The 15,164-nt window shown below is 71.9% G+C and carries 15 protein-coding genes and 1 pseudogene; 13 read left to right on the top strand and 3 right to left on the bottom strand.

Translation table 11 applies throughout. The features are described from left to right. The first annotated feature begins 47 nt into the window (after positions 1–47). The 5 genes from ACTJJP_RS10835 (at position 48) to ACTJJP_RS10815 (ending at position 5,254) form a co-directional block, all read left to right on the top strand. Positions 48–1,319, top strand: a complete 1,272-nt coding sequence (locus ACTJJP_RS10835; RefSeq protein ID WP_440775025.1) for a serine hydrolase domain-containing protein — start codon at positions 48–50, stop codon at positions 1,317–1,319. Beyond that, a complete protein-coding gene (locus tag ACTJJP_RS10830; RefSeq protein WP_440775024.1) occupies positions 1,316–2,224 on the top strand; it encodes an EamA family transporter in 909 nt (302 codons plus the stop codon). The genes ACTJJP_RS10835 and ACTJJP_RS10830 overlap by 4 nt, the downstream gene beginning before the upstream one ends. Positions 2,225–2,294: 70 nt before the next feature. After that, the gene (locus tag ACTJJP_RS10825; protein WP_440775023.1) at positions 2,295–2,627 is read left to right on the top strand and encodes a DUF3140 domain-containing protein; all 333 of its coding nucleotides are present in this window, start codon (positions 2,295–2,297) and stop codon (positions 2,625–2,627) included. 46 nt (positions 2,628–2,673) lie between these two features. Continuing rightward, entirely contained in the window at positions 2,674–3,672 is a 999-nt protein-coding gene (corA, locus tag ACTJJP_RS10820) for a magnesium/cobalt transporter CorA (protein WP_440775022.1), read from the top strand. 73 nt (positions 3,673–3,745) lie between these two features. Further along, complete coding sequence (locus tag ACTJJP_RS10815; RefSeq protein ID WP_440775021.1) at positions 3,746–5,254, top strand: amino acid permease; 1,509 nt, start codon at positions 3,746–3,748, stop codon at positions 5,252–5,254. Positions 5,255–5,386: 132 nt separating this feature from the next. On the opposite strand, the gene ACTJJP_RS10810 is transcribed toward ACTJJP_RS10815, so the two are convergent. Both ACTJJP_RS10810 and ACTJJP_RS10805 read right to left on the bottom strand, forming a co-directional pair. After that, on the bottom strand, positions 5,387–6,562 hold the full coding sequence (locus ACTJJP_RS10810) for a 4-hydroxybenzoate 3-monooxygenase (RefSeq protein WP_440775020.1): 1,176 nt from the start codon (positions 6,560–6,562) through the stop codon (positions 5,387–5,389). A 202-nt stretch (positions 6,563–6,764) separates the two neighbouring features. Then, positions 6,765–7,517, bottom strand: a complete 753-nt coding sequence (locus ACTJJP_RS10805; RefSeq protein ID WP_440775019.1) for an IclR family transcriptional regulator — start codon at positions 7,515–7,517, stop codon at positions 6,765–6,767. A gap of 90 nt (positions 7,518–7,607) precedes the next feature. Here ACTJJP_RS10805 and pcaH point away from each other — a divergent pair, with 90 nt between their 5' ends. The 6 genes and pseudogenes from pcaH to ACTJJP_RS10775 all read left to right on the top strand — a co-directional run bounded on the left by pcaH (position 7,608) and on the right by ACTJJP_RS10775 (position 12,466). Continuing rightward, the gene (gene pcaH / locus ACTJJP_RS10800; RefSeq protein ID WP_440775018.1) at positions 7,608–8,414 is read left to right on the top strand and encodes a protocatechuate 3,4-dioxygenase subunit beta; all 807 of its coding nucleotides are present in this window, start codon (positions 7,608–7,610) and stop codon (positions 8,412–8,414) included. Between the two features lies 1 nt (position 8,415). Further along, positions 8,416–9,024: a protocatechuate 3,4-dioxygenase subunit alpha gene (gene pcaG, locus ACTJJP_RS10795; RefSeq protein WP_440775017.1), complete on the top strand. Its 609-nt coding sequence runs from the start codon at positions 8,416–8,418 to the stop codon at positions 9,022–9,024. Positions 9,025–9,076: 52 nt separating this feature from the next. After that, positions 9,077–10,414 (top strand): lyase family protein, encoded by a 1,338-nt coding sequence (locus ACTJJP_RS10790; RefSeq protein WP_440775016.1) that lies wholly within the window; start codon positions 9,077–9,079, stop codon positions 10,412–10,414. Further along, a complete protein-coding gene (locus tag ACTJJP_RS10785; protein WP_440775015.1) occupies positions 10,411–11,193 on the top strand; it encodes an alpha/beta fold hydrolase in 783 nt (260 codons plus the stop codon). The genes ACTJJP_RS10790 and ACTJJP_RS10785 overlap by 4 nt, the downstream gene beginning before the upstream one ends. Continuing rightward, positions 11,193–11,567, top strand: a pseudogene (pcaC, locus tag ACTJJP_RS10780) (4-carboxymuconolactone decarboxylase); the annotation flags it as partial. The gene ACTJJP_RS10785 and the pseudogene pcaC, both read left to right, overlap by 1 nt. A 131-nt stretch (positions 11,568–11,698) precedes the next feature. Beyond that, positions 11,699–12,466, top strand: a complete 768-nt coding sequence (locus tag ACTJJP_RS10775; RefSeq protein WP_440775014.1) for an IclR family transcriptional regulator domain-containing protein — start codon at positions 11,699–11,701, stop codon at positions 12,464–12,466. Between the two features lie 8 nt (positions 12,467–12,474). Here ACTJJP_RS10775 and ACTJJP_RS10770 read toward each other — a convergent pair whose 3' ends face one another. Continuing rightward, positions 12,475–13,002: a MarR family winged helix-turn-helix transcriptional regulator gene (locus ACTJJP_RS10770; RefSeq protein ID WP_440775013.1), complete on the bottom strand. Its 528-nt coding sequence runs from the start codon at positions 13,000–13,002 to the stop codon at positions 12,475–12,477. A gap of 60 nt (positions 13,003–13,062) precedes the next feature. On the opposite strand from ACTJJP_RS10770, the gene ACTJJP_RS10765 reads away from it, so the two are divergent. Together ACTJJP_RS10765 and ACTJJP_RS10760 are read left to right on the top strand one after the other, a co-directional pair. Then, positions 13,063–14,271: an FAD-dependent monooxygenase gene (locus ACTJJP_RS10765; protein WP_440775012.1), complete on the top strand. Its 1,209-nt coding sequence runs from the start codon at positions 13,063–13,065 to the stop codon at positions 14,269–14,271. Positions 14,272–14,356: 85 nt separating this feature from the next. Beyond that, positions 14,357–15,100 carry a 3-oxoacid CoA-transferase subunit A gene (locus ACTJJP_RS10760; protein ID WP_440775011.1) on the top strand — a complete coding sequence of 248 codons (744 nt, stop codon included), beginning with the start codon at positions 14,357–14,359 and terminating at the stop codon, positions 15,098–15,100. The last annotated feature ends 64 nt before the right edge of the window (positions 15,101–15,164 follow it).

Raw genomic sequence — 15,164 nt, 5'->3', positions numbered from 1 at the left:
TGCATCGGGAGCGCGCTTCGCCGCGCTCGGAAACGCTGGGGGTTCACATGGGGAGATGGCCTCGTTCCGCTGCCATCGCGACTGCGGGCGCGGGAGTGCTCGCCATCCTGTTGAGCGGCTGCACGGGCCCGAGCCCGGTGGCGATCGACGTCCCCGCACAGGTCGACGCCCCCCTCCCCGATGCCACGGTGACCGAGATGCGCGACGCCGTCACCGCGGCGATCACCGCCACCGGCGCGACCGGGGCCGTCGTCGGCGTCTGGGCGCCGTGGAGCGGCACGTGGGTGTCGGGCGTGGGCACCCAGAGTCCCGGTGGAGCGGAGGTGACCGCCGACCTGGAGTTCCGTGCGGCCGACGTCACCGGCGCCATGACCTGCGACGCCCTCTACCGGCTCGCGGCCGACGGCCGGTTCTCGCTGGACGATCCGGTGACCCAGTGGGTCAGCAACGTACCCGGTTACGAAGACATCTCCCTCAGGCAGCTCTGCGACGGAACCTCGGGACTCGCCTCGTACACGTCGAGTCTCGACGGTCTGGTGCTGAGCAACCCCGATCGTGTCTGGAACGCTCGAGAACTGATGGCCTACGGCATCTCGAAGCCGCGTCTGAACGACCCCGGGGTGGCGTTCGCCGCCTCGCCCACGAACTTCCTGCTCGCCGGCCTCGTGATCGAGCGCGTCACCGGCCAGTCGCTCAGCGAGGTCATCGCCGAGCGCGTGACGATGCCCCTCGACCTCTCGGCGACCTCCCTGCCGGCACCGGCGGCCGCTCCTCCCGGTGCGTCGTCGCTGACGGGGCACTGGTCCCAGCCCAACGCCGAGGGCGCGTTCGATTGCGCTGCGCCGCTGGAGTTCACCACGATGTCGTCGAGCTACGGCGCCGCAGCCTCGGGTGCCGTCACCGACATCCGCGACCTCGGGCGCTACGCGCAGGCGCTGGCCACCGGCGCTCTCCTGCCCGACGGCAGCGACCGTTTCGCCACTCCCGTGCCGGTCGCCTCCGACCAGCCCACCTGGTTCACCGCGGCGGGCGGCGCCTACCAAGCGGGGTCGCTCATCGGACAGTTCGGCTCGACGCCCGGCTACATCGTCGGGGCCTTCGCCGACCCCGCGACAGGAATGTCGGTCGCGGTCGCACTGAACAACTCCGCGGGCAACGAGAACACGGGAGCCTGGCTCGCGTGGCAGCTCGCGGCGATCGCCTCCAAGGCGCCGGCCGCACAGGGCCAGACCATGCCCGAAGCGGGGCTGCCCTGGACCGCCGACCAGATGCGCGACAACATCGCCGCCAACGCGATCTGCTCGGCCCCCGCCGGATGACCCCACGCGGCGGACAAGGGTCGGCCGCGGCTCTCGTCCTCGTGGGACTGGCCTGCCAGGAGGTCGGCGCGTCGTTCGCCGTGATGCTGTTTCCGCAGACGGGGCCCCTCGGCATCGTGATGTTGAGACTGGTGTTCTCGGCGCTGCTGCTGCTTCTGATCGCCCGCCCGGCTCTGCGCGGCCACACGGGGTACGCGTGGCGTTCCGTCGTCGGGTTCGGTGTGGTGCTGGCATCCATGAACGGACTGTTCTACCTCGCGCTGGCGCGACTGCCGCTCGGGGTGACCGTGACGATCGAGGTGCTGGGACCCCTGACCCTGTCCATCCTCACCGCCGCGGGCATCGCCCGCTGGCTCTGGGCGGGGCTGGCTCTGGCCGGCGTCATCGCTCTCGGCGCGGGCGGATGGGATCGGCTCGACCTGCTCGGCGTCGTGTTCGCGCTGGGGGCGGCCGTGAGCTGGGCGCTGTACATCCTCGCGTCGGCGCGTGTGGGGCGGGAGTTCCCCCGCCTCGACGGGCTCGCCCTGGCGATGGCCGTGGGCGCCGTCATCGCGCTGCCCGTCGGGATCTGGCAGGCGGGACCGGCGCTGCTGCGCGTCGACCTGCTCGCCCTGGGAGCGGCGGTGGCGCTGCTGTCGTCGACCATCCCCTACGCGCTGGAGCTCGTGGCGCTGCGGCGCCTGCCCGCCTCGGCGTTCGCGATCCTCATGAGCCTGGGACCCGCGACGGCGTCGATCGCGGGTTTCCTGCTGCTCGGTCAGCACCTGTCATGGCTCGAGGTCGCGGGCATCGCGCTGGTCATCGCGGCCAGCATCGGCGCGGTGCTGGCCGCCGCCCGCCGCGGCGCGGGGGCGCGGCATCCGGGACCTGACGCCGACGAACCGCTGAGCGAGCCGGTCGGATGAACGGATGCCACCGCGCCGCGATCGGCGCAAGGGGGCGTCGTCGCCGCACGACCGTGGCGAGGATGACGGCATGAGCGATGACGACGATCAGACCCGCAAGGACTTCGACGACGCGGTCAACATGACCGCGAGCGAACTGAAGAAGTGGCTCGACACCGACGAGTCGAGGGCGGTGGGGCAGAAGAAGGACGGCGGCGGGGAATCCACCGGTCACGAGAGCGGGCGGCACATCGTGCGCATCCTCGAGAAGAAGAAGGCCGACCTGACCGACGACGACCTGAAGCACATGCGCAAGGTGGTCGGCTACGTCAAGCGACACAGCGCGCAGAAGCCGAAGGGCGACACCACCGACACCGACTGGCGCTATTCGCTCATGAATTGGGGCCACGACCCCGAGAAGTAACCCGCGCGTCGGCCCCGGGCATAGGCGGCGGGAGTACAACGGAGTAATGCCCATCATCGACAGCGCGGTGTACGTCAGCGGTCGCCGCATCGAGAACCCCTCGAGTCTCGACCAGACCTTCGAGTACATGGAGGCCCACGGCGGGATGGCGTGGATCGGTCTGCTGCGCCCGTCGCCCGACGAGCTCGAGCGTGTCGCGGCCGAGTTCTCGCTGCATCCGCTCGCGGTCGAGGATGCGCTCACGGGGCATCAACGCGCGAAGCTCGAACGCTACGGCGACAACCTCTTCGCCGTGCTCCGTCCGGCGCGCTACATCGACGAGACCGAGACGGTCGAGTTCGGCGAGCTGCACGTGTTCATCGGCGCCGACTACGTCGTCACCGTGCGCCACGCCGAAGTGCCCGACCTCTCTCGCGTGCGCCGCCGGCTCGAGAAACAGCCCGACCTGCTCGCCCGCGGGCCCGAGGCCGTGCTCTACGCGATCCTCGACGAGGTCGTCGACCAGTACGACCCCGTCGCGCGGGGGATCCAGAACGACGTCGACGAGATCGAGGACGGCCTGTTCAGCTCGGGTGGGGCCGACCTCACGCAGCGGATCTACCAGCTCGCGCGCGAGGTCATCCACTTCCAGCGAGCGGTCGAGCCCCTGCGCGACATGCTCGAGTCGCTCCTCCGCGGCGCCGAGAAGTACGGCGTCGAGATCGAGCTGCAGCGGTCGCTCCGCGACGTGCTCGACCACGTGCTCCGCCAGTGCGAGAAGCTGACGGCGCTGCGCGCGATCCTCGACAACGCGCTCACCGTCAACGCCACCCTGGTCACGCGGCGGCAGACCGAGACCTCGCTCGAGCAGAACGAGCAGGTGAAGAAGATCTCGGGCTGGGCGGCCATCCTCTTCGGACCGTCCCTCGTCGGCGCGATCTACGGCATGAACTTCGAGAACATGCCCGAACTCGGATGGCAGTTCGGCTATCCGATGGCGATCGCGCTCATGGTGGCCGTGTCGGCCGGCCTGTGGCTGACCTTCAAGTGGAAGAAGTGGCTCTGAGTCGTGGCATCCGGATGCCGCCGATCTCGGCGCGCTTGCTGGACAGTCGATGCGCGAATCGAATGATGGGAAGGTGAACGACTCCACACCGCGCTCGGGCGACGCCGCCGAGCCGACCCACACCTCGACCGTCGAGCTCGAGGACAGCGGCTACCACAAGGGACTGTCGTCCCGTCAGGTGCAGATGATCGCGATCGGCGGTGCGATCGGAACAGGGCTGTTCCTCGGCGCCGGCGGCCGACTCGCCCAGGCCGGACCCGCGATCGTCATCTCGTACGCCGTGTGCGGCGTCTTCGCGTTCTTCATCCTGCGAGCGCTCGGCGAGCTGGTGCTGCACCGACCGAGCTCGGGATCGTTCGTGTCGTACGCGCGGGAGTTCTTCGGCGAGAAGGCGGCCTTTGTCTCGGGGTGGTTCTACTGGATCAACTGGGCGATGACGACGATCGTCGACATCACCGCCGCAGCGGTGTACATGAACTTCTTCGGCAAATACGTACCGTGGATCGGCGCGGTGCCCCAGTGGGCGTGGGCGCTCATCGCACTCATCGTGGTGCTCGCGGTCAACCTGGTCTCGGTCAAGGTGTTCGGCGAGCTGGAGTTCTGGTTCGCGCTCATCAAGGTCGCCGCCCTCGTGGCGTTCCTGCTCGTCGGCATCTACTTCGTCGTGTTCGGCACGCCGAACGGGTCGCCCGTCGGGTTCGCGCTCATCGCCGACAACGGCGGGTTCCTGCCGAACGGCATCCTCCCCGCCATCCTGCTCATGCAGGGCGTGGTCTTCGCGTACGCGTCGATCGAGCTGATCGGCACCGCCGCCGGTGAGACGAAGAACCCCGAGAAGGTCATGCCCCGGGCGATCAACTCGGTCGTGATCCGCGTGGCCGTGTTCTACGTCGGCTCGGTGCTGCTGCTCTCCCTGCTGCTGCCCTTCACCGCCTACTCGGCCGGAGAGAGCCCGTTCGTGACGTTCTTCGCGTCCATCGGCGTCCCGGGCGTCGACATCATCATGAACATGGTCGTGCTGACCGCGGCGCTGTCGTCGCTGAACGCGGGACTGTACTCGACGGGGCGCATCCTGCGGTCGATGGCCATCGCGGGGTCGGCGCCGCAGTTCGCGGCCCGCATGAACAAGGCGGGCGTGCCGTACGGCGGCATCGCGATCACCGCGACCGTGGCGCTGCTCGGGGTGGTGCTGAACTTCTTCGTTCCTGCCGAGGCGTTCGAGACGGTGCTCAGCGTGGCGTCGGTCGGCATTATCTCGACGTGGGCGACGATCATCATCTGCCAGATGCGTCTCAAGCAGCTCGCCGACCGGGGGGAGCTCGTCCGCCCGTCGTTCCGGCTGTTCGGGGCGCCGTACACGAACTGGATCACGTTGGTGTTCCTCGCCGGCGTCCTCGTGCTGGTCTTCGTCGATTCGCCCGCGACGCTGGTCGCCACCGTCATCGCGGTGATCGGCATCGTGATCGGCTGGTATGCCTGCCGCGGGCGCATCGCCGCGCTCGCCGCGGAGCGCGAGGGGTTCACCGGGACGCACCCGGTGGTGCCGAGTCCGTTCCCGAAGGCGTCCGACGCGAAGGACTGAGTCCTCGGCGCCGTGTGCGCCGACTCGCGGGGACCGAGTGTCCACGACACCCGGACGAGTTCCGATCACGTCCGGGCGTCGTGGACACTCAGCGGCTGGGGCGAGGCCGGAGCGGAAGGGGAGGAGCGCGGGTCAGGAGTCGAGTGGCCAGCCGCAGTACGCCTCCGCGAGATACGCGCGGCCGTGCTCGGACTCCACGACGGTGCGCAGCTCGCCGAGCTGGCGGCGGCGGTCGAAGTCGGTGGCATCCGGGGCCACGTGGAGCAGGCTCGTCATCCACCACGAGAAGTGCTGGGCCTTCCAGATCCGGCGGCTCGCCGTCTCGGGGTAGGCGTCGAGCAGGCGCTCGTCGCCCGCGAGGAGCAGGGCCTCCAGGGCGGCGGCGAGCAGGCGCACGTCGGCGATCGCGAGGTTCATGCCCTTCGCGCCGGTGGGTGGCACGGTGTGCGCGGCATCGCCGACGAGGGCGACCCGGCCGTGGCGCAGCTCGTGCGCGACGAAGCTGCGGAAGCGCAGCACGTCGCGCTGGAAGATCGGACCCTGCTTCAAGGTGGTACCGGGTACGCGCTTCTGCAGTTCATCCCACAGCTGCGCCTCGCTGAACGCGGCGGTGTCGGTGTCGGGATCGCACTGGAAGTACATCCGCTGCACCGTGTCGGAGCGCTGGCTGACCAGGGCGAAGCCGTCGGCGGAGTTGCTGTAGATCAGCTCCTCGCTGCTCGGCGGCGCCTCGCAGAGGATGCCGAACCAGGCGACGAAGGGGTACTCGCGGAAGGAGCCGTTGCGCGAGCCGCCCACGGCCGAGCGCACGACGCTGCGCGAGCCGTCGGAGCCGACGACGAACTCCGCCTCGATCTCGAACGCGGCGCCGTCGGCGTCGCGCGCCCGCACTCGCGGACGGTCGCCGGCGTCGACGCCCTCGGCGGTGACCCCGAAGCGCAGGTCCTGCCCCGCGGCAAGACGCGCGGCGATCAGGTCTTTCAGCACCTCGTGCTGCGGGTAGAGCCACACCGCGCGCCCGACGGTGGCAGCGAAGTCGATGCGGTGCCCCTCGCCCTCGAAGCGCAGCTCGATGCCGTCGTGGCGGCGCCCGACCGTGCGCGCGCGCGAGGCGTCGCCGATCGTGTCGAGGAGTTCGACGGTGCCCTGCTCGAGGATGCCCGCGCGGATGGTGCTCTCGATCTCGTCGCGGGAGCGCTGGTCGATGACCACGGATTCGATCCCGGCCCGGGCCAGTAGATGCGAGAGCATCAGCCCCGCGGGGCCGGCGCCGACGATGGCGACGCGGGTGCGGACGGTGGGGGTCATGGGCGTCTCCTTCGACGGCGGCTGCGGTCGATGCTGCCCGCCAGCCCTCCTCTGCGAGGCATAACTCCCGTTGAACGGGATACCGCGGCATCCCGTCTCGGCCGGACCCCGGGGCGTGAGGGGTCGAGATCTGTCGCCGCTCGGGCACTCGAAGCGACAAACCTTGACCCCTTACGCGAGACGCGCGGGGAGCCGGGGGAGCTCAGCGGCGGTAGCCCAGGGCGCGCTCCGTGTCGCGGGCCGAGCGGTGCAGCTCGACGAGGGCGAACTGGGTCTCGGCGTCGCGCGGCAGCACCACCGACAGGGCGGCGATGACGGCCCCGGTCTCGTCGCGCACGGGCACGGCGACGCCCGTCGACACCTCGTCGACATAGCCGGGGGCGACGACGCGGCCGAGGGTGCGGATCTCGGCGAGGGTGCGTCGCAGCTCCGCGGGGTCGACGATCGTCTCGGGTGTCACGGCGGCGAGCGGACCCGAGAGCACCCGTTCCTGCAGGTCGTGCGCGGCGAAGGCGAGCAGGACCAGCCCCGACGACGAGGCGTGCACGGGCAGGCGACCGGCGACCCGCGTGATGTTCGCTCCGGAGTCCGGAGCGCTGAGGCGCTCGAGGAAGAGCGCCTCGTCGTGTTCGAGGATCGCGAGCTGGGTGTGCTCGCGCACGCGCTGCTGCACGCGTTCCATGTACGGCAGAGCGGCCTGACGCAGGCGCAGGGCGTGGGACGAGCGCGTGGCCAGCTCCCACAGCCGCATCCCCACGCGCACGCGTCGCTCGTCATCGCGCTCGAGGAGCCCCGCATCCACGAGTTCGTTCACGATCCGGTGCGCCGACGAGCTCGGCAGGCCCGCCCGTCGGCCGATGTCGGCCGTCGTCTGGGCGGTGCGCGTGGGGGTGTAGGTCTCGAGGATGCGCACCAGCCGGTCGGTGACCGAGTCGCCCGAGGAGGAGTTCGCCATGGGGTCAGGATGCCATGACTCCCATTCAGCGGGAACACGCTGGCGTCCTCGCGGTGGGTGCCGGACGATGGAGGCGTCGAAGGAGACCCCATGCCACATCCCGCCGCCGCACCCGAGACTCTGCTCGCCGCCCCCGACCAGGCGACGCAGGGCCAGATCGTCGACGAGATCCGCGCCCGCCACGACGAGCTCGACGCCCGGGAGGCCGCCGGCGAGGACGTCGCCGCCACCGCTCACGACTTCCCCGCGTACCGCTCGAGCGTGCTGCGGCATCCGACGAAGAACCCGAAGCTCGTCGACCCCGAGACGATCGAGCTGTTCTCGCCCGCGTTCGGGCAGCGCGACGTCGCCGCGATCGAGTCCGACCTCACCCTCCAGCACGCGGGCGAACCGCTGGGCGAGCGCATGAGCGTGCAGGGCCGCCTGCTCGACTCCTGGGGGCGACCGGTGGCGAACCAGCTCATCGAGATCTGGCAGGCCAACGCCGCCGGGCGCTACATCCACCAGCGCGACCAGCATCCCGCCCCGCTGGATCCGAACTTCACCGGCGCCGGTCGCGCGGTCACGAACGAGAACGGCGAGTACCGCTTCACCACGATCAAGCCCGGCCCCTACCCCTGGAAGAACCACCGCAACGCGTGGCGTCCGGCGCACATCCACTTCTCGGTGTTCGGCTCGTCGTTCACACAGCGACTGGTGACGCAGATGTACTTCCCGGGCGACCCGCTGTTCGCGCTCGACCCGATCTACAACACCATCCACCGGCAGAAGGACCGCGACGCCCTCGTCGGCGTCTACGACCACGATCTGACCTCGCCCGAGTGGGCGACGGGCTACCGCTTCGACATCGTCGTCGACGGGCCGGATGCCACCTACTTCGAGGCGGAGGACGAGTGAGATGACGACGACATCCGACACGGCCGGCGAGGCCGCCGAGGCGCACGCGCGCGCGGTCCCGGCCAAGACCCATCGTGCGACCCCCGGCCAGACGGTCGGGCCGTTCTTCGCGTACGGCCTCGAGTACCCGAAGCAGCACCAGGTCGCCTTCCCCTACTCGCCGGGAGCGATGGTGCTCGGCGGCACCGTCTACGACGGCGCGGGAGCCCCGGTGCCCGACGCGCTGGTCGAGATCTTCGGGGCGGATGCCGACGGCTCAATGCCGCGGGCGCGGGGCGCGTTCCGCCGCGACGACCACACCTTCACCGGCTTCGGTCGCGCGTTCACCGACGACGAGGGGCACTTCGAATTCTGGACGCGCGAGCCCCGCGGCATCCGGGGGCGGGCGGGGTTCTACGCGGCGGTCGTATTCGCGCGGGGGCTGCCCGACAAGCTGCACACGCGCATCTACGTGCCGGGGGATGACGCGGCGCTCGCCGCCGACCCGCTGCTGTCGACACTGACGTCCGAGGAGCGCGCTACCCTCGTCGCGACGCGTGCCGCCGACGGCGGGCTGCGGCACGACATCCGGCTGCAGGGCGCGGGAGAGACGGTGTTCCTTGCCTTCTGAGCCCCTCGACCGAGGACTCCTCACGCCGGTCGCGGTCGGCCACGATGCCCTCGTGTCCGACACCTCTGTGCTCGACGCCCTCGTGCGGGCGGAGTGCGCGCTCGTCGCGGCCTACGTCGAGCGGGGCGTCGCACCGCGTGAGGCGGGCGCGGCGATCGACCACGCCTTCGGCCTCGACGCGAGGGGCGGGTCACCGTCGGCGACGCTCGACGTCGACGCGCTCGTCGCCGCGTCGGTCGCGGGCGGAAACCCCGTCATCCCGCTCGTGGAGATGATGAAGCAGCGGGTGCCGGTCGAGCACCGCGCGTGGGTGCACCGCGGGGCGACGAGCCAGGACATGCTGGACACGGCACTCATGGCGATCGCGCAGCGCGCGGTGGGAGAGGCGCGTTCGTGGCTGACGCGGACGGCGGAGACGTTGCGGCGGCTCGCCGCTCAACACGCCGACGACGTCGCGGCGGCGCGCACGCTCACGCAGCACGCGGTTCCCACGACGGTCGGCGCACGGGCCGCGGCGTGGGCGCGCGGGATCGAGCGGGCCGTGACGCGGATCGACGCGCTGGGGTACCCCGCACAGCTCGGCGGCGCGGGCGGCACGCTCGCCTCGTTCCTGGAGATCACCGGATCCGCGGATGCCGCGGCGGCCCTGCCCGCCGCTTTCGCCCGGGCGATGTCGCTCGACGCGCCCGACGCGCCGTGGCACGTCACCCGCTGGCCGGTGACCGAGCTGGGCGACGCGCTCGTGCAGGCGCTCGACGCGCTCGGCAAGTTTGCCGCCGACGTGGCGACGCTGAGCCGCACCGAGATCGCCGAGCTGTCGGAGGGCGTGGGCGGCGGGTCGTCGGCCATGCCGCAGAAGCAGAACCCCGCCGAGGCGGTGCTCATTCGCTCCGCCGCTCTGCGCGCGCCGCAGCTGGCGGCGACGCTGCACCTGGCGGCATCCCTCGCCGTCGACGAACGCCCCGACGGCGCCTGGCACGCCGAATGGCCGACCCTGCGCGAACTCCTGCGGCTGGCGCTGGGCGCGTCGGGGCACGCGGCCTCGCTCGCGTCGCACGTGCGGGTGGATGCCGCGGCCGCGGCCCGCAACGCCGGGCTGACCGGCGGGCGCCTCGTGAGCGAGCGCCTGCGGGGCGTGCTCGTGCCACTCATCGGGGCCGAGCGTTTCGCCGGACTGCTCGCGGGCGACGACGACCTCGCCGGAGCGCTGCGCGCGCTGCCCGAGGCCGAGGGTCTCGACGTCGACGCGCTGCTCGACCCCGCCGCTTACGTCGGGCTCGCGCCGCGGCTGGCACGGGGCGGCGCCGCGGGCGCGGGCGGTGCCGAGAACGCACACGATGGCCGCGGCCGCGCGGCATCCGACGGGAGCGGACACGGGGTGGACGAATGAGCGCGGTTCCGCTGATCTCGCTGACGGCGCCGGTCGGGCCGGAGGACGCGCCCCTCGTCGTGCTCGGCCCCTCTCTCGGAACCTCGACCATCCTGTGGGACGACGTGGTGCCGTTGCTCGCCGACGACTACCGCGTCTCGGCCTGGGACCTGCCCGGCCACGGCGCGGGCCCGCTCGCGCGGGAGGCGTTCACCGTCGCCGACCTCGCGGATGCCGTGGCCGCGGCCGTGCCCGACGACACGTTCCTCTACGCCGGCGTCTCGCTCGGCGGAGCCACCGGACTGGAACTCGCGCTGCGCCACGGCGACCGCGTGCGGGCGGCGGCCATCGTGGCATCCGGGGCCCAGCTCGGCGACCCCTCCGCGTGGGCCGAACGCGCCGCGCAGGCGCGGGCGCAGAGCACGTCGAGCCTCATCATCGCCTCGGCGCAGCGCTGGTTCGCCCCCGACTCGATCGCGCGACGCCCCGACCTCACCGGACGCCTGCTGCACGCGCTGCAGGATGCCGACGACGACAGCTACGCCCGCTGCTGCGAGGCGCTCGCCGCGTACGACGTGCGGTCAGATCTCGGTCGCATCGACGTGCCGGTGCTCGCCGCCTGGGGGGCCTTCGACGCGGTCGCGCCCGAGGCCAAGGCCGTCGAGATCGCCGAGGGCGTGCGCGACGGCCGCACCGCGCGCATCGACGACGCGGGCCACCTGCCGCCCGCCGAGCAGCCCGAGATCGTGGCCTCACTGCTGCGGTCGTTCTTCGCATCCGCTTCTCGAGAGGACGCCTGATGCCCACCGATCAGGAACGCCACGACCGGGGCATGGCCGTGCGCCGCGCCGTTCTGTCGGACGCCCACGTCGACCGCGCCCTCGCGTCGACCACCGACCTGACCGCCGACTGGCAGGACTTCATCACCCGCGTGGCCTGGGGCGACATCTGGTCGCGCCCCGGTCTCGACCGCCGATCGCGCTCGGTCGCGGTGCTCAGCTCGCTCATCGCGCACGGGCACCACGAGGAGCTCGCGATGCACTTGCGGGCGGCCCTGCGCAACGGTCTGAGCGTCGAGGAGATCCGCGAGGTGATCCTGCAGTCCGCGATCTACTCGGGCGTGCCGGCGGCGAATACGGCGTTCCGGATCGCCTCCGAGGTGTTCGGGCAGGACGGTCCCGTGCGGGGAGGGGAGTCCGGCGACGTGCGGGGCGGCGGGTCCGGCGACGTGCGGGACGCTGCCGCGCGGGGCGCGGAGTCCGGCGGCGGACCGGGCGGCGGGTGACCGGCGGATAGGGTGAGCCGGTGAGCGAGAGCGCGGGGTCGGAGTTCGTCCAGTCGCTCGCGCGCGGTCTCGCAGTGATCCGGGCGTTCGACGCCGACCACGCGACCCTGACGCTGAGCGACGTCGCCCGGCGGGCCGACCTTCCGCGGGCGGCGGCGCGACGGTTCCTCCAGACCCTGCACACGCTCGGCTACGTGCGCAGCGACGGGCGCGACTTCGCCCTCACGCCGCGGGTGCTCGAGCTGGGCTTCAGCTACCTGTCGGCGCTGTCGCTGCCGGCCATCGCGCAGCCGCACCTCGAGCGGCTGTCGAGGGACATCGACGAGAGCGTCTCGGCGGCGGTGCGCGACGGCCACGACATCGTCTACGTCGCCCGCGTCCCCACGCGACGCATCATGAGCGTGGGCATCACGATCGGCACGCGCTTCCCGGCGTACGCCACCAGCATGGGTCGCGTGCTGCTGGCCGCGGAGCCCGCTGACCGCGTCGCGGAGCTCATCGGAGCCGCGCGGCCCGAGGCGCTGACCCCGCGCACCCGGACCGACGTCGACGAGCTGACCGCTGAGCTCGTGCGCATCCGAGAGCAGGGCTGGGCCCTCGTCGACGAGGAGCTCGAGCAGGGGCTGCGTTCGCTCGCGGTGCCCGTCCACGGGCGCGATGGGAGCGTTGTGGCCGCCGTCAACGTGTCGGCGAGCGCGCGCGGCGACGTCGACGAGTGGCGCGATCGGTGTCTCGCTCCGCTGAAAGCCGCGGCGGCGGCGATCGACGCGGAGCTCCGCCTGGTCTGAGCGCGACGTCAGCGCGGGGCCGGGCTCGTGGGATCGAGGGCGTCGTCGTACACGCCGATCAGCTGATCCAGGAAGCGCTGCACGGTGGCGCGCTCCGCGGCATCCATGTCGTGCACCACGCGCTCGATGCCGTCGATCAGCGGCGTGACGAGGTCGCGGGCGCGGTCGCGGGAGTGATCGACGGCCGTGACGACGAGCTTGCGGCCGTCGTGGGGGTGGCGCTCACGGCGGATGTGCCCGGCGTTCTCGAGGCGGTGCAGCACGAGTGTCATCGCGGCGGTCGAGATGCCCAGGCGCCGGGCCAGTTCGGTGGGGGTGGCGGCGCCGGTGGAGATGAGATGGTCCATCGCCTCGAGTCCGGGGGCGTCGACGGCGAGGGCCTCGGCGACGTGTCGCTCGAACTGCTGCTGGCGCAGGGTGACGCGTTGCACGCGCGCGCGGATGTCGTCGTCGCCCATCGGGGCCTCGCTGCGGCGCACGCGTTCGCGGTCGCGGCGGTCGTCGCGTGCGGCGGAGGAGTCTTCGAGCGCGGGCACTCCTCCACGATAGTCGTGGAGATTGCTAATCTCATTGATAATCAACGAAGCGGGGAAGATATGTCGATGTTCCGAGGGCGGGTGCTCATCTGCGGGGCGAGCATCGCGGGTCCGGCGCTGGCGTATTGGCTGAACCGGTACGGCTACGAGACGGTCATCGTCGAGCGTGCCCGAGGCCTCCGCGCGGGCGGACAGAACGTCGACGTGCGCGGCGCCGGCCGCGAGGTGCTGCGGCGGATGGACCTCGAGTCCGCGGTGCGCGCGGCGACCACGGGCGAGGTGGGCACGCGGTTCGTCGGACGCGACGGGCGGACCGTGGCGGAGTTCCCCGCGGGCCGCGGCGACTCCGACGGCGCCACCGCCGAGCTCGAGATCCTGCGCGGCGATCTCGCCGAGATGCTCGTCGCGCGCACCGACGGGCGCACCGAGTACCGCTTCGGCGACCGGGTCACCGGGGTGGAACAGGATGCCGACGGCGTCGTCGTGCGCTTCGAGCGGGCGCCCGAAGAGCGATTCGCACTCGTCGTCGCCGCCGACGGCATCGGCTCGCGAACCCGCGGGCTCGTCTTCGGCGACGAGCCGCAGATCCGTTCGTTGGGGCTCGAGACGACGTACGGGACGATCCCCCGTACGGACGCGGACGATGACTGGTGGCGCTGGTACTCCGCGCCGGGGGGTCGGTCGATCACCCTGCGCCCGGATCCGCACGGCACGATCCGCGCGACGATGTCGGTGGTCGCCGACCGCGGGCGCGCCCGGGTGGACCGCGGCGATGTCGACGCGCAGCGCCGCAGACTGCGCGAGACGTTCGCCGACGCGGGCTGGGAGGCAGCGCGCGTGCTCGACGGCTTCGATCGCGCGGAGGAGCTGTACACCGACGCGATCGGTCAGGTGCGGGCTCCGCGTTGGTCGAGCGGCCGGGTCGCGTTGGTGGGGGACGCCGCGTACTGCGCCTCGCCGGTCAGCGGCATGGGGACGAGCCTCGCCCTCGCGGGGGCCTACGTGCTGGCGGGGGAGCTCGCAGCCCACGTCGACCACCACGACGCGTTCCGCGGGTACGAGCGCGTGATGCGGCCCTATGTCGCGCAGGCGCAGAAGCTGCCCCCGGGCACCCCGCGGCTGGCGAACCCCACCTCGCGTCTCGGTGTGGGGGTGTTCCGCGGGGTGCTGCGGGTGGCATCCACCCCTGTCGTGGCGCGTCTCGCGGGCGGTCTGTTCACCCCTCCGGCCGATGCCATCGACCTGCCGGATTACGCGCACCTGGGGTGATCGCGGGTCTTGCCCTCGCCGGTGGTCGGAGATAAGGTGTGCGTTGAGCGAACGTGCGTTCGCAGAGCGAACACAGGAAGCTTCCATGATCGACAAGACCGTTCCCGACCTCGCGGCCGCCGTCGCGGGCATCCCCGATGGGGCCACCGTGATGATCGGGGGCTTCGGCCGCGCCGGTCAGCCCGTCGAACTCATCGACGCGCTCATCGCGCACGGCGCCCGCGACCTGACCGTCGTGAACAACAACGCCGGCAACGGTGACACGGGTCTGGCCGCTCTGCTCGCCGCCGGCCAGGTGCGCAAGATGATCTGCTCGTTCCCGCGCCAGAGCGACTCGTGGGTGTTCGACCGGCTGTACCGCGAGGGCGAGGTCGAGCTCGAGCTCGTGCCCCAGGGCAACCTCGCCGAGCGCATCCGTGCCGCGGGCGCGGGCATCGGCGGGTTCTTCACCCCCACCGGGTTCGGCACCCAGCTGGCCGAGGGCAAGGAGACGCGGCGCATCGACGGGCGCGACTACGTGCTCGAATACCCGATCCGCGCCGACGTCGCCCTCATCAGCGCCCGAGCCGCCGACCGTTGGGGCAACCTCGTCTACCGGGAGACGGCCCGCAACTTCGGGCCGATCATGGCCGCCGCGGCATCCACCACCGTCGTGCAGGTCGACGAGATCGTTCCCCTCGGCCGGCTCGACCCCGAGGCCGTCGTCACCCCGGGGCTGTACGTCGACCGTGTCGTCGCGGTCGGTGAGCGCCCCTGGCTGCGCGACGGGGAGTTCGTCGGCGGCGTCGACATCGAGGGCCGGCCCCTCGCGGACGGGGAAGCGTCATGACCGCCCTCGCCCAGACGGCCCGCGCCACCGGCTCGGCGCCCGACACCGACGCACGCACCGACGA

Source organism: Microbacterium sp. 22296 (assembly GCF_052045385.1).
Classification (GTDB): Bacteria; Actinomycetota; Actinomycetes; order Actinomycetales; family Microbacteriaceae; genus Microbacterium.
Note: the sequence above shows the minus strand (reverse complement) of the source record. Positions and strands in the feature narration are given on the sequence as shown.